15 protein-coding genes are annotated in these 14,456 nt (G+C 34.5%); 8 read left to right on the plus strand and 7 right to left on the minus strand.

From position 1 onward, the window contains the following. Positions 1 to 971 precede the first annotated feature (971 nt). The 6 genes from ACKWB9_RS12560 (at position 972) to ACKWB9_RS12585 (ending at position 8,006) form a co-directional block, all read left to right on the plus strand. A complete protein-coding gene (locus ACKWB9_RS12560; protein WP_414003371.1) occupies positions 972 to 2,216 on the plus strand; it encodes a hypothetical protein in 1,245 nt (414 codons plus the stop codon). Beyond that, a complete protein-coding gene (locus ACKWB9_RS12565; protein WP_414003372.1) occupies positions 2,186 to 2,878 on the plus strand; it encodes a condensin complex protein MksE in 693 nt (230 codons plus the stop codon). Before ACKWB9_RS12560 ends, ACKWB9_RS12565 begins: the two co-directional genes overlap by 31 nt. Continuing rightward, entirely contained in the window at positions 2,871 to 6,041 is a 3,171-nt protein-coding gene (locus ACKWB9_RS12570; protein ID WP_414003373.1) for a hypothetical protein, read from the plus strand. The genes ACKWB9_RS12565 and ACKWB9_RS12570 overlap by 8 nt, the downstream gene beginning before the upstream one ends. Continuing rightward, positions 6,038 to 6,970: a hypothetical protein gene (locus ACKWB9_RS12575; RefSeq protein ID WP_414003374.1), complete on the plus strand. Its 933-nt coding sequence runs from the start codon at positions 6,038 to 6,040 to the stop codon at positions 6,968 to 6,970. The genes ACKWB9_RS12570 and ACKWB9_RS12575 overlap by 4 nt, the downstream gene beginning before the upstream one ends. A gap of 422 nt (positions 6,971 to 7,392) precedes the next feature. After that, positions 7,393 to 7,599, plus strand: coding sequence for a helix-turn-helix transcriptional regulator (locus tag ACKWB9_RS12580; protein ID WP_255843013.1), 207 nt, complete (start codon positions 7,393 to 7,395; stop codon positions 7,597 to 7,599). After that, the gene (locus tag ACKWB9_RS12585; protein WP_414003375.1) at positions 7,596 to 8,006 is read left to right on the plus strand and encodes a hypothetical protein; all 411 of its coding nucleotides are present in this window, start codon (positions 7,596 to 7,598) and stop codon (positions 8,004 to 8,006) included. Before ACKWB9_RS12580 ends, ACKWB9_RS12585 begins: the two co-directional genes overlap by 4 nt. 872 nt (positions 8,007 to 8,878) lie before the next feature. Here ACKWB9_RS12585 and ACKWB9_RS12590 read toward each other — a convergent pair. Beyond that, positions 8,879 to 9,421, minus strand: a complete 543-nt coding sequence (locus tag ACKWB9_RS12590) for a DUF4251 domain-containing protein (protein ID WP_414003376.1) — start codon at positions 9,419 to 9,421, stop codon at positions 8,879 to 8,881. A 277-nt stretch (positions 9,422 to 9,698) separates the two neighbouring features. Between ACKWB9_RS12590 and hpf the strand changes: the two genes are divergently transcribed. Further along, entirely contained in the window at positions 9,699 to 10,001 is a 303-nt protein-coding gene (hpf, locus tag ACKWB9_RS12595; protein WP_414003377.1) for a ribosome hibernation-promoting factor, HPF/YfiA family, read from the plus strand. A gap of 5 nt (positions 10,002 to 10,006) precedes the next feature. Here hpf and ACKWB9_RS12600 read toward each other — a convergent pair whose 3' ends face one another. Continuing rightward, positions 10,007 to 10,366 carry a hypothetical protein gene (locus tag ACKWB9_RS12600; RefSeq protein WP_414003378.1) on the minus strand — a complete coding sequence of 120 codons (360 nt, stop codon included), beginning with the start codon at positions 10,364 to 10,366 and terminating at the stop codon, positions 10,007 to 10,009. Between the two features lie 125 nt (positions 10,367 to 10,491). On the opposite strand from ACKWB9_RS12600, the gene ACKWB9_RS12605 reads away from it, so the two are divergent. Next, positions 10,492 to 11,004, plus strand: coding sequence for a YceI family protein (locus tag ACKWB9_RS12605; RefSeq protein WP_414003379.1), 513 nt, complete (start codon positions 10,492 to 10,494; stop codon positions 11,002 to 11,004). 46 nt (positions 11,005 to 11,050) lie between these two features. Here ACKWB9_RS12605 and ACKWB9_RS12610 read toward each other — a convergent pair whose 3' ends face one another. The 5 genes from ACKWB9_RS12610 to ACKWB9_RS12630 form a co-directional block, all read right to left on the minus strand. Then, positions 11,051 to 11,482 carry a hypothetical protein gene (locus tag ACKWB9_RS12610; protein WP_414003380.1) on the minus strand — a complete coding sequence of 144 codons (432 nt, stop codon included), beginning with the start codon at positions 11,480 to 11,482 and terminating at the stop codon, positions 11,051 to 11,053. Positions 11,483 to 11,596: 114 nt separating this feature from the next. Then, the gene (locus tag ACKWB9_RS12615; protein WP_414003381.1) at positions 11,597 to 11,851 is read right to left on the minus strand and encodes an acyl carrier protein; all 255 of its coding nucleotides are present in this window, start codon (positions 11,849 to 11,851) and stop codon (positions 11,597 to 11,599) included. Between the two features lie 23 nt (positions 11,852 to 11,874). After that, positions 11,875 to 13,152: a beta-ketoacyl-[acyl-carrier-protein] synthase family protein gene (locus ACKWB9_RS12620; protein ID WP_414003382.1), complete on the minus strand. Its 1,278-nt coding sequence runs from the start codon at positions 13,150 to 13,152 to the stop codon at positions 11,875 to 11,877. Further along, positions 13,145 to 13,603 carry a 3-hydroxyacyl-ACP dehydratase FabZ family protein gene (locus ACKWB9_RS12625; protein WP_414003383.1) on the minus strand — a complete coding sequence of 153 codons (459 nt, stop codon included), beginning with the start codon at positions 13,601 to 13,603 and terminating at the stop codon, positions 13,145 to 13,147. The genes ACKWB9_RS12620 and ACKWB9_RS12625 overlap by 8 nt, the downstream gene beginning before the upstream one ends. 4 nt (positions 13,604 to 13,607) lie before the next feature. Next, complete coding sequence (locus ACKWB9_RS12630; protein WP_414003384.1) at positions 13,608 to 14,438, minus strand: SDR family oxidoreductase; 831 nt, start codon at positions 14,436 to 14,438, stop codon at positions 13,608 to 13,610. Positions 14,439 to 14,456 lie beyond the last annotated feature (18 nt).

Here is a 14,456-nt window from a genome sequence, read left to right on the forward strand (position 1 = left end):
CATATTTCCTCGAATAAGAGAATTTTAAATGAATCTAAAAGGCTAGCTTTTAAATGACGTTGGCAAGCGATGGCAAATTGTGTTTAAAATAAATTGCCTGAGCAATTTGATTTTAAAAAGCAATCGAGTCCCGATAGCTATCGGGAGCGTGCGGCTATTTTACATAACGGCAAATTATGAGTACAGACGAAAGGTTTGTCGCCAGGGTTAACGAATTTCGAAGTTTAGAATAATTTTTCTTTTGTGTGGAAAATTTCCGGTAGCGTAAATTAAATAGGTTGATGACCCTGTTAGTAATTCTCTTAAAAGCTACAAATGCCAGGGATATTTTACATAATAGAATTATAGCTTACGTTTTTAATTCAACCTTTACGGTATGTTGGCAGCCGCATCATCTTTCTTGATTTTAGCTTCAGCCACTGGCTAAACCTAAAATACAAAATGTACTATAATGTTCTGCGTTATGTAACTTTGCTTTGGTAAAAAGCTTTTTACGACTCAAATTTTCTTTGATTTTTTTCTTTCTAAAAACTTCTTTAAAAAATGTAATGGAATACTCTTTTTGCAGAAAGGGTAGAGGAGTGGAGGCAAAATGTGTATGGAATGGGAATACACTCTCTTATTTTCAATTGATTACGGAAATAAGTAAAATTATACTTGTTAATTTTTATTATATTTGAGTTACACTTTTGAGTAACAAATTCTCCCTAAACCTTGTCTCAATCTAATATTGTTTTGTAGTAGAAGCTACTATAAAACAGAATTATTTATGTGAAAAATTAACAAAGATGTAGAATTGAATATTTACACTCACTTAATAATAAAAACTAAAAATTATAAAAACACAATTACAAGATATAAATGATTTTTATGATAGAATAATCCCAACAAAAGCAGGAGGACTATTAATATACATACTTCACAAAAAAATAGAATTACAAATAATTCCACATCGCTTTGAGGAAATAGATTTGGAATATGCCCTAGACGAGGTTTTAGAAATTGCTTCCATCGGCAAACCACAAATAGAAAAACTTACCCAAGAATTACTTCATTTTTTTATTGAGCATCCTAGAAACGACCCTTATAAATATATTCTTACCTCTCACGCAACTCGATTTTTAGATTTTCTCGGAAATAAACTTTTTAATGAACACAAGCACTTTCCGCTTAGAAAAACATTTCAGAATTATGGACTGTTTAAGGCTGAAACTATTGAAGAAATAACAGACTTTAAAGTTTGGTTTGAGAATAATTTTAAGAACAGTAGTAGGACTTTAATTGAAAATCATCTTGAAGCTTTTAAGGATGTCATTAATGAGTCTATAATTAGACTCAACAAGATTATTTCTAGTCCAGATAATGTTGCATTAGATAATCTTGATGAGTTTACACAGTTATTTCGTGATAGTGTTTCTCGGTCTGATGAAATAAATGAAACACTACAACTTAGCGGTAATCTCAGAGCTCAAATACGTACCGTAGTTGAATATTTCGATAACAGAGTAGCTAGTGTCAATCATATTTTAGCACAAAAAGACCCTCAGGTTTTAAAAGATTTAAAGGCTAATTATGATGCTGCCTTACTAATAAAAACAGAGGTGTTTAACTTTTTTGACCTTATAAAGGAAAAGCTAGACCAAATTATTGATAGATACATATATGCAGATAAACAATTGGCAAATTTTAAGGAGAACTTTAGAACCAGAACCCAATTTCAAAGGAATCTTCGTAAGTTCTTAGAAGCAACCCTCGAAGCTTCCGTCTGCGACCGAAATGAAGGCTTAAAATTTTATAAGCCCCTTGAGATAAATGCCATTCCGGAAGAACGTTTTAAATATCTAAACGTTAAAAAATACGATACGTTTATTAAAAAGAAGAGTTATGTGCTAGAACAGGAATTAGACCCAGTTTATGCCCTGGAGCAGACAAAGAACGCAAATGTGGCACTCGATAAGCAGGAAGAGGTGGCGCGACAACTCAACATTTTTAAAATCAATTTATCAAAACAAGTAGATACAGACCTTACCAAAGAGTTCTACAGGCTTCTTGAAGAGACGAAGGATGAAAACATCGCTTTAAAAGTAGTTTTTGATATTCTGAAGTATGCAAGCAAACACAAAGAATACGATTTGAAAATCGAACAAAACATACCTGAAAAGTACCAGGATAAAAACATATTAATATGGCAAATGAACATACTGCAGAAGCAGTAAATAATCACTTTGTAGATATTTTTAAGAAGGCAGATGTTCAAAAGCATTTTGCCGATTTAAATATAGAATTGTTACGAGGTCGGCACATTCAGGATGATGCCCACTACTTTCATAGATTATTGTCTAAATACTTTATAGAACTTAAAAAGTACTACGAAGTATTTTACAATCTCCAGCTAGATAAAAAAACATTTGAAGGCGTTACCTATTTCTTTTTGACTTTTTATGAAGATTCAAAAGGTGTGCTATCAGCTAATTCAAGACATAGAGACTTAACTCCTATTGAAACTATTATTGCAATTACCTTATTACAAATGTATTATGAAAGGTATTTTGACAATGTAAAAGAGATTTCGTTTCAAGATATTAAGGCAAAAATTAAAGAAAGTGAATTTAGCCATTTATACAAATTAGCATTTTTTAAAAACGGAAATCGAGACAATTTTACACCTAAAGAATGGGCTAATCTCACTAAGAATTTCAAGAACGTTATTCAGGATTTTGAACAGTTAGGATGGGTGGATAAATTTATTCAAATAGATGATAAAAATTTCTCATTTACAATTAAGGAGGCTATACATCGTTTCCAGACAATGTATGAATACGAAATTTCAAACTTCGAAGAGTTCGTTAATAATTTAGACCAATCAAATTATGAATAAACTCCCTCTCATACATTCCATATCTACGGTAAACGTTGTCAAGCATTACAATCAAGATTACCTTATTCACGATACGCGCACAGATTTCACAGGACCAAATGGTATAGGGAAATCCCTACTAGCAGATTTACTACAAATATTATTTATAGCAGAGCGAAAGAAAATTCATTTTGGTACCGATAGCGTAAAGAAAGAACATCGCCAAATACACACTATTCCTTACAGCGGTCCCAATGCCTATTTCTTTTTAAATATTGAAGTGGAGCATAAAATGTACTTGACCTTTGGAGTGAATATCCCAAATACAAGTTCTGGTCAAATCAAGTTGTTTCGAGTGTTAAATGAGCCTTTTGATGCTAGTGTCGATAGTAGAAAAACAGTAAAAGAGCGTCATAAAATAAGCGAATATCTCATTCCAGAAGACAGACTCATATACCACAACAACTTTATAGTAAATAAGACCATTCCATCTATAGATGTTCTCACAAGGCACCTACGCGATAACTACGAGCTTCACTTAGACATTTATTCAAAAAAGGCAGAGCGCAAGGAATTGTATCAGTTCTTTTATGATAAAAACATACTGCCTCTCAACCTTAGTCAAGAAGCACATCTTACCGCTTTCGCGAAAGTGCTACAAGCTTTTTCAAAAGCAAACACGCTCGATACAGATAAAGATGTTAGTCTTAAAAATTTTCTGTTCGAAAATAAAAAAGCTGAAATTGAGGACAACTACAAGCAAAACAAAAAGAATCTAGATGATTATGTAGCCCGATATAAAAACTTGAGTTTGCTTATTGAAACGCTAAAAGGTAAAAGAGAATTTTTAGAAGATTTAGAAATGCTTTCAAAAGCATATACTAGCTCAGAAAAAGAGTATTTTCAATATAAGTACCATCAACAAAAACATCAATTTGAAACCCAATGCAAAGAATGGGAGGACATAGCAAAAAGAGAACAAAAGCTTAAAACAGATATTAGCAAACAGAAAAAGGCTTTACCAGACTTGGAAACTAAGGCGAATGAAGCCATTAGTAAGTTTAAAATATATTCTACTGCATTGAGTAACCTTAATACCTATAAAAATAATCACAAAACCTTTGAAGCCAAAACCAAGACATATAATGCACTTCGCACCTTAAAGATACCAAAGGAATTAGACCAAAAGAGTAAACAATTTGATTTTACAAATAGCTCTCCTGATGCAGTAATAGAAAAAGTAAACCATCTTTTACCTTTACTTAAAACCTACGGTAGTGTCGATAAAATAGAACAGCAATATCAATCGCAAGTTGCTTCATTAAATACGCTCAAGAAAAAACTACAAGACGACAAGGTAAATACTGAAAAGCTCATTGACATTTTAAATTTGGATAATGACAAGTCGTTTGCTTCTAAAATTTTAAAAGAGAATAAGAGTATTTCTTTAGGGCAGGAAACTGTACTACGAGGATTTCTTTTAGACACGCATTGGGAATTTCCCGAAAAAGTATTGGATAACGTGATGTACGCCGAAGATTTAAACATACTCGACAACAACAATATTAAAAAAGATGAAGGCAATGGCGGATATTGGTTTACAATGGGCGGTATTCACAGATTTATCAAAGCATTGTCTTCAGAAAGGCTATTCGAAAACTCAGAAGCGCTATCAAAAGCATTTACATTAAAAAAAGAAACACTTAATACTCAAGTAAATGATATAAATGAAACTTTAAAGCAAATAATATCTTTAGAACAAGGTAAAACAGAAGTATTAGAGCAACTTGATTTTGACTTTAAATGGGATATGAATATTCCAGACCAGCGCCAAGTCAATGAGTACAGAAAAACCATGGAAATGATTCAAAGTCTAGACGCTTTAAAGGAAAATATTAAGTCGGAATTGACTGCTGATAAGAATGCTTTAGAAGTTTTAAGTAAAACAATTCCCTTCAATTTTTCTACAAAGAATTTTGCAGATGAATTAGAAAAATGCAACACAGAACAAGACACGTTAAATCAGGCACAGCTTAAAGCAAATAGCAAACATCAAGAAGCAAAAACGCTAATTAAAACATTGTCAAAGCAATTAGAATCTATCAATTTTAACCCAGAAGAGGTCAAAACAGAAAAACAAAAACTGCAAAGTAATTTAACAAATGAGAAGAAACGAATTACTGATAAATATCCAGAACTAAAGGATGTTTTAGATAAATGGAAGACGAGCGAAGAAATGGATTATCAAGAGGTCTACGCACTCGCTAAAACAGCCTATGAACAAAAGTATGATAACACGTTGACTTTCTACAAAGAGCTTAATGATGATATAGAAATAAAAGATAAAAAACAGCATCAATACGAATTTAAGTTGTTGGAGAAAAAGCTTTTGGGCAATGACATAGGAACTACAAAAAATATAGAAAGTGCATTAAGTAGCCTTTATACCAACCGAAATAAACTTGCAAAAACTATTATAGACTCAATGCTGAGTATTTTTAGTAAAACACAAGATGAGTACGATAATTATAAAAAAGTAGTCACAAATCTTAATACCTTCTTTAAGGGAGAGCTGATTAGTAAAAAATACTACTTTCAGATTGTCTTTGACCCAAGCAAAAAATTTAGTGTAAACTGGATAAACGATTTATCTTCGAAAGCACAAGCTGCTGGACTATTTAACTCCGACAACGTAGAAAAATTTGTTGAAGAATCGTTTAAAGAAATTTCAGGTTATTCAGATACCATAAATTTTTCAGACTTACTAGACCCAAAAACCTACTTCACACTCAAGACTGAGTTTAAAGATGATGATGGTAAAGAATATCCAGGAAGCACAGGCGAAAGTTATACTGCAAGAGTCTTACTTGGTATCGGCAGATTGTCCATTACATCTAAGAACATTAGAGAAGGACTTAAATTTTTAATTCTTGAAGAAGTGTCTAATCTTGATGACGATAACTTCAATACATTTCCAGAAATCGCAAAAAAATATGGTTATCAAATTATAACGATGACACCGGAGCCATTCGGCTCTAATAGTGATGACGGTTGGTATTTGCACCAACTAATAGAAGGAAAAACAGACAAGAACAGAAACTATCCAATTCCAAATAGCAGTTTTAAGACTAACTATAAAAATGAACAGTTGCAGGGATATCTTAAAAGAATGAATCAGAAATGAATTGGATTGAGATAAAAGCATTACATAAACTATACATCAATGGTGAAGTTAGAATAAATCAGACTTTGGCGAAAAGTCCTGTATTTAAAAATCACCAAAACGCTTTGGAAATTGAGCGTAGGAGAAAATCTTTCACGAGAAATGAAGTATTCCTTGAGGTTTATGAAAGACGATATTTAAAAGACTACGAAAAATATGTGGCTTTTCTAGAAGGTGAAGGGCTTTTGAAACCACAGTTACGATTTAATAAGAATGATATTGATTTACTTATTCAATTCAAACAAGGTATCGCAAATGGTAGTTTGTTAACGCGAAGAAATGAATTAGAGGAAGCTCAAGAATCTGTTAGAGGTTTCTCGCATATGTTCTTTAAAAATGACAAATATCTCGATGGAAAAACGCTTTTAATAGATGCTATAAATTCCATATTTGATATTACGCTTGTAGATAATAAAAGTCAACAATATCTGTATGTCCTACAATGTGATGACCCTAATCTTATCATTTTATGCGAGAACGGTAATTTTCTTAACAGAGATAAAATTCCTAGAGCAAATGGCTATGAGCTTTGGTATGCTGGTGGTAGAAATATTCCTAAATTAGAATACACACATCAAATAAGAAGAGGATTACCTATTTACTATTCCTGCGATTGGGATAAAGACGGACTAGAAATTTTCCAGTTAGCAAAGCAAAAAATCCCAGATTTAAAACTATTACATCCAGATGGTATTTCAAGAGGTATTGCTACAACAGAACATAAAAGCCATTGGCTATACCCTGACCAACCAGAATTATTGTCTGGCTTACAACCAGAGTTATACTCAGAAAAAAATAAAACGAGAATAAGAGAATTAATAATTAAAAACCATTGGATAACCGAGGAAGGGAATAATTTAAAAGTGATGATTGATAATTATAATTCTTAATATAAAAGAAACTTTTAATTGAAAATATTATTTTTTTAACTTCCCTGTTCCATAATTAACCCGCTTCTTAAAGTCAATTACTTCATCCTTTAATTTCTTATTGGCATTTTCAATAAGTTCATTTTGAAGTTTCATAATACATAACAAGTCGTGAATGGCATTTAAGTTATCTAGTTGTGTATATACGATTCTCTCTAGGTCGGCTTTAGTGTATTTTGGATATGGCATAAAATTTGAAATAAAGTTATTAACAATAAAAAATTTAAGTTATAATTACTTTTATATAATTTATACTTATATAAAGTTAACTCAAACTTATGATTAAAATTTTAAAAACGCAAGTTTAGATTACTAAAATTTAATTTAAACTTATGTTTTAACAAGAATGTATTATATATTTAAAATAGAATACATTAATAAATATGGCATTAGAAAGGATAAATAGAATAAAAGAAGTTTTAGTGATTCAAGGCAAATCTCAAGTTTGGCTTGCGGAAGAATTGGGAAAAAGTACAACTTCTGTAACGGCTTTTTGCAATAATAAATCACAACCACATTTAAAAGATTTAAAAAGAATAGCAGAAATCCTAGATGTTGATATTAGAGAGTTATTAGTTTCTACAAAATGATTGCCTTAGAGTTTCTAAAATCAGAATTAAAAAGTCATAATTTAGAATTAACCGCTAAAACCGATGGGAGGGAAGGGGTTGATTTTTTAATTGGCGAGAACCAAATATACTTACAGCCACTAGATTTAGATACTGTAAAACAAGGTATTAAAATCCCAAAACAAGATTTAGGAGAGTTAAACGATAACTTGTTTATCGCTTTAGTTTTGATAACGGAGGAACAACCAAGGGTTGTTTATTTCATTCCGTCCAAAGACTTACAAGATTTCAATAACAGTTTCTTTGTAAATAACGAAGTCAGTTTAATACCTAATTTATCTAATTGGGAGATTAAAATATCAAGCAAATCCATTGAAGAGCTGGAAAAGTACGCTTTAAACAATATGATTAGTAAACTAAGAGTTTAGTTTTATAATATTATGTAAAATAGACGTGCGTTTTTACCCAGATGAAGCGTTGGCAAAACGGCCTCATAAAACTTTAGCTAAAACAATAGGTGAAATGAGCGTGCATATTTTAGAGATTTAGCAATACATATTCTTAATATTTCCAAAGTTTTAAAGCTAGTTCAAAGCAATCTTAAAACTTTCTAATGTTTTCTAAAATATAGCGATTGAGCCGTATATTGTTTCCAAAGTTTTGTGCAGCCTTGATTTTTTTGTTTCTTTTTTTCTTGATAAAAAAAGATAATAATAAACCATTAATAGTCACAATTTCAAATTTTCACTTCTAAAGGTTCTTAAATAGCTCAAACCCAAAAAAGTTAAATAATTGCAGAATTAGAGCAAGTGTATAGAAATTATCTCGCAGAGTAATTTTATACTCTTGCGGAACGCTTTACGAGAATGTCGTAGAAAAAAATATTGCAGGATTATTATCGAATACGCGAATTTTGAATCATTCTAAAAGGCTAGCTTTTTTATGGCGGTGGCTATGCGGTTGGAAATTGTGTTTAGAAATAAACGCCAGTAAGCGTTTAATTTATAAAAAGCAATCGAGCGCATAGGCAGCGGCAATTTTACATAACGGCTAATTATAGCTACAAACAGCAGAATGTTTCTTATTTAGTACTAAACCCAAGAGCCAGATGTTTAATGACCCTAGTACTGAAGTTTATTTTGTGTTCAAGACTTTCTGGGATATTTTACATAATATGGAATTATAGCTTACAAATGGCATAACAACAGGATATAATCGAAATATGATATTTGTACTATAATTTACATTATGTAAAATAGATATTTTGTCGTCCTATCTATTAAACCATTACTAAACGCTATCACAATTCCTCATAATTTGTAACGTATCCCGTATAACGTATAACCGATCGATGGGAACTGGTAATGGTTATACTACTTGATAAGTTGGAATGGATAATTGCATTTACGTTATAACTTTCACTTGTATTTCTGATTCGAAACGTTATGGTATAATCCTGTTTGACCCGGTCTTTTAAAATTTCAAGATTTTTAGGTCGTCCGTTAAATTGTATTCCAGCATTTTGATTATAGCCTCCACCCATTTGTCTTTCGCCATAATATGGCAAATTGGCCGATATAGAATCGCCAACTATTCTTATAAAATTACTTGCCCCGTTTAGGTTAATTTGATTGATCGTACTTCCTAATGGTATCAATCCACTCGATGCAATTTGATTTAAGGCATTTGTAACAAGAGGTTGTACTTTGGTAACCGTAATCTCAAAACTATTACTTTCAATAAGTGCATCCAAAATTTTATTATTCCCTATTACGGTTCTTTTTGTACCACAGCTTATACTAAGTATAAACAGGATATTTATCCATAAAATTTTTCTTCCCATGGCATTCCGATTTATTACTTTAAAGAACGGTCATATAAATTATGATTCGATCTACATCTATAATTATAACAAAAATAGTATTCATTTAATAATACGTTTTTAGTATTTTATCGAAAAAAACAATTGAAGGGTTCCAATACTTTGGAGATTTTTCAAATCCTTAAAACCCAAACAATCAATATTTAATAGCTGCCCCAATACGATCCGTTCCATTTTCTGTTAAAATTATATTGGGCAATACTCCAGAATTGATTATCTTATGCTAAAGATTTTGTGTATGAATATCAATTTTGAATATGATGATGTCAAGGCCAGCAACCGATTAGAGATTTTAGCCGCCAAAAAATTGGATAAGTTATTGGATAAATTTGATTTTATCGTTCGGGCCGATGTGTTTTTCAAAAAAGAAAATACTTCTTCGCCAGATACGGGATCCATTTGTAATATACGCTTAAGTACGCCCGGACCCAGATTATTTGCCGAGGCTAGTAATTCTAGCTTTGAAGCGTCCATTGCAGAATCAGTCGATGAATTGCTTCGGCAACTTCACAAGCGAAAAGCTAAAATGAAATCACGCTAAAACCCCTATTCTTCACGGTTTTCCATATCGTCCTCAAACCTCGTTTCGGCCAGGATGACTTTAGTGATCCGTTCGGAAAATGGGCTTTTCCTCAATTCTTTAAGCAGTCTTTTGCGCTTACGGTCAGAAATCTTTAAGGTATCCAGAATACGTTTTGTATGCCTTTGATACGTTATTCGCTTTTTCTTTAAGGCGATTCTCTTTTCGACGGGAATAACATAATCGGATTCAAACTGTGCCATTAAGGTACGTTTTTTGATCTTAATCTCCCTTTTATCCAATGTTGTCTGCGCCTTACCGGTAAATAGCCCAAAAAAGGCTATCATAAGACCACCACAAAACAGGGCCTTATATTTCATTTTCATATGAATGTGTTCTGCTTAAATGTAAGCTATTTTAGGTAGAGCGACTATATTTATGAACAGAACGGATAAAGCATCGGGTTTTAACGACATTTCATCCGATTTCGACTTCGATTCAATATTCAAAAATGAGAAGAATAGTTTCATTGCTGTTTGTGATAATATTGACCCAATTCATGTGGAGCCAAACCCCTGTTGCTATAAAGTCGGGTGCCGTTACTTTTAATTTTGTAGAAAAAAATGTGAATGGCAGTATTTCGGGATTTACATCAAAATCAAAAATCGACTGGAACAATTTGGAACGGGCCGTAATTGAAGGTTCGGTCGCTACGGAAACATTAAAGACCGGAAACTTTTTAAGGGATTGGTCCCTTAAAGGAGGAAAATACTTTGATGCCAACGATTATCCCAAAATATATTTTAAAAGTACGTCCGTACAATTAAAGGAATCGGATGTTCTGGTGACCGGTAATTTAACGATCAAGACCATTACCAAACCTATACATATCAAGTTTCAAAAGAAGGGGAATTCCTTACGGGGCACCACTACCCTATTTTCATCGGATTTTGGCATAACCGTTCTAAAAAAAGGAAGGGAATCCAATAAAGTCTCCGTAGAATTCGATTTAATATTGCAATAGGCCGTTTCCAAAGACCTAGGGTACTCTATGTATTTAACACAACGTTCTATCCATCTTTCTTAAAAAGAACGGTAAATAACCTTCCTATTCCCCAATTTCCAAGAGGAAAATAAAGCGCAAAAAACAAGGCCATACCCAAGGCGAACGTACGCTCTCCAAAAAAATGATCCATTAGGTTATCGGGATAAGCATACGAAGTTTCCAAGGCATAACCTCCAAATTCCAATAACCCCATGGCAATAAGGCCATAGGCATATTGCGCATGAAAAGGCAAGTTTCTTAAAAGCAGGGATATGGGTACCATATATAGAATATAGCAAGTAATCACCTGCCACCAAAAGGTAAATCGGGCTATTTCCATTTCCGTGCCAAACCAGTTCATGCCCAAACCCCATAAAAAATAGACCATACAGTATAAGATTACCAATCGTTTATCCACTTTAAACTGTTCTTTGGCCCAATTAAAAAATGCATTCATAATTTTATATCGTATAGTTCGAATATTTCTACCATAATCCATGGTTTATGGCGTGTATTGTACTTTTTGGTATTGAAATTTTTATTGGTTCTTCCGGATCTCTAAAGCAGTGAATCAATCATCAACGAGCTTCTTGTCTATAATTTTCAAAGCATCCTGTACCGTCCTCATTTGATCCATATCCTCATTTTCTAAGCGAATATCAAAGGCATCTTCCACATCCAGGACAATATCCACTAAATTGGCCGAATTGATATTAAGTTCCTCTAAAAAGTCGCTTTCGAGGCTTATTTGATCTACGGATACATCTTCGGGGAGGTATATTTTTATAATCTCTTTAAGTTTTTGGTATTTTTCGTTTTCTTGCATTTGTTTGGATTAATGGCTTATAATTATTTGTCATTGAACGCCCTGAAAATAACACAAGCGTTTACATCTCCAAAACCAAAACTGGCCTTGGCTATTGTTTTAGGTTTATAGGAAAGGGTCTTTTGAGGGATTTTAGATGGTGGGACAACCTGTGTTATCCCCGGGTGAATGTCCTCACAATTGACATTCCCAAAAACCATACTTTCTTCAAACTGAAGCAAGGTACCAACACATTCTATGCTTCCCGCTGCGGCCAAGCAATGTCCTATGGTTCCCTTAAAAGAATTAATGATGGGAAAACCATCACCTTTTCGTTGTAATGCGCTACTCCAATTTTCAATCTCCAAGGTATCTTTGGCCGTAGCGGTCAAATGCCCATTTATTGCATCGATTTCCACAGCTTCAATACCTGAATTCACGATCGCTTTTTGAATACAACGTTGAACCGCGGTGCTATTTGGTGCCGTCATGGAACCTTCGCCCAATTGACCCCCACTATTGATTTCACCGCCCAAGATTTCGGCATATATCTTCGCTCCTCTTTTTTGGGCGTTTTCCAACGATTCCAAGACCAAGGCCCCGGCTCCGCTACCGGGAACGAACCCCTTTGCGGAAGCACTCATAGGTCGGCTTGCGGCCGTTGGATTCTCATTATAGGTTCTAGGTAAAATCCGCATGGCATCAAATCCGCCCCATACATAAGGCCCGCTATCACTACAACTACCGGTAAGCATTACTTCCGCTTTTCCCCCAGAAATACGCTCATAGGCCATTAAAACCCCTTCCGTACCCGTGGTACACGCCGATGAATTTGTGGAAACCTGATTCCCACAGCCCAAAAGGCCTCCCAAATAGGCACTTATACCACTGGCCATGGTCTGCACCACAACAGTACTTCCCAGCCTGCGAACATTCTTCTCATCCACCTTATATATAGCCTCCCGAAATTTATCGACACCCAAAACACCCGTACCGAACAGCACCCCATAATCCCAGGAAGGCACATCGGAAGTATTCTTCTCAAGGCCCGCATCTTTCCAGGCATCCATACCCGCAATTACACCATAGACCAGACCGGAAGCATTTAACCCCCTTAATTGCAATGGTGTAAAGTAATCATTTAACATATTGTCCTTAACCAATGGTTTTCCAGCAATTTGACATCCAAAATCAAGTTCCTTTAATTTAGGTTGAAACCGGATACCGCTTTTCCCTGTTTTTAGGGCATGGGCAAAATCCTTGATCCCTACTCCGTTAGGTGCGCATACCCCCAAACCTGTTACCACGACCCGTCTACCCATGGTGTCTGATTTTTAGCATACCGGATAAAATACCTTTACAGACAAGTTCATCTTGCGCATTGTACATTTTCACTTCGCACTTGAGCTTCCCAAATCGAAAATAGATTTTATCGGAAGTAACCGTTACTTTTTCTCCAGGAAAAACAGGTTTTAAGAATTCCATTTCAGCACTGCTCATTCCTATTTGCAGGTTTTCCAGCCCTGATTCGTCCCTGAGCAAGAAAATTCCCAGACATACCAATCCTATCTGTGCACAGCATTCGGTTAAAATAACGCCGGGAGTTATGGGATTGTCTATAAAGTGTCCCTTAAAAAAATCCATTTCCCTTTGAAAGGTAAACTCTCCATGGGCACTATTTGCCGTAACCGCAATTAGTTTATCCACAAACAAAAAAGGTTCCGTATACGGTAGCTTTTCAATGATCCAATCTATGTTTTCGGTCGTTTTCATGGATTTACTGAAGACTTTCCCCTCCATCTACTTTAATTACGGTACCCGTTATCCATTTTGCCTCGTTAAGTGTTAATAAATAAACGGCATCGGCTACATCTTCGGGCATGGTGAGGCGATTGTTCGGATTTCTCTTCAAGGCATTCGATTTGATTTGTGCATTGCCCGGAATCATTTCAAAAGAACGGGTAACGGTCACCCCCGCCTGGATGCAATTCGCTTTTATCCCGATCGGTGCAAATTCCAAAGCTATATTACGTACCAATGCCTCCAAGGCCACTTTGGCAACGGATACCGCTCCGTAATTGGCTATCGCCTTGGTATTGCCTTCACTGGTAAAGGCTACAATTCTAGTATCTGCGGCAAATAAATTGGCTTTGACCAAGTCTTTGACCCAATCATATAGACTTAGGGCCATGGCGTCTAAGGTTATTTTAAAATCCTGTTCGGATAATGTTGGTTTATCTTGGGCATACATCGGCTTTAAACTTCCCTTGGCAATGCTATGTATCAAAATCTTTATGCTGTGATCAGCGGGAAGCGTTTCTCCAAGACGGGAAATCAAATCCCTTCTTTTTTCGTTGTTGAGGGCATCTATATTAAAGGATTTTACCTGTACGCCTTTTGATCTCATTTCTTCTAAGTCATGACGGATTTCTTCCAAGTCCGTTCTTCTATCCCTATGAACGATAATTAAATGATAACCATGCCCCGCCAATTTCCTTGCCGTTGCCAGCCCCAAACCTTGACTTCCCCCAAGAATCAAGGCCCAGGAAGTTTGTTCCTGCCCTTCTTGGGAAAGGTCTTTGTCCGATTCAAAACTTTTTTGCTCCATAGTTATAAAATCAAAACC

It is taken from the genome of Maribacter spongiae (genome assembly GCF_047345125.1).
Taxonomy (GTDB): Bacteria; Bacteroidota; Bacteroidia; order Flavobacteriales; family Flavobacteriaceae; genus Maribacter.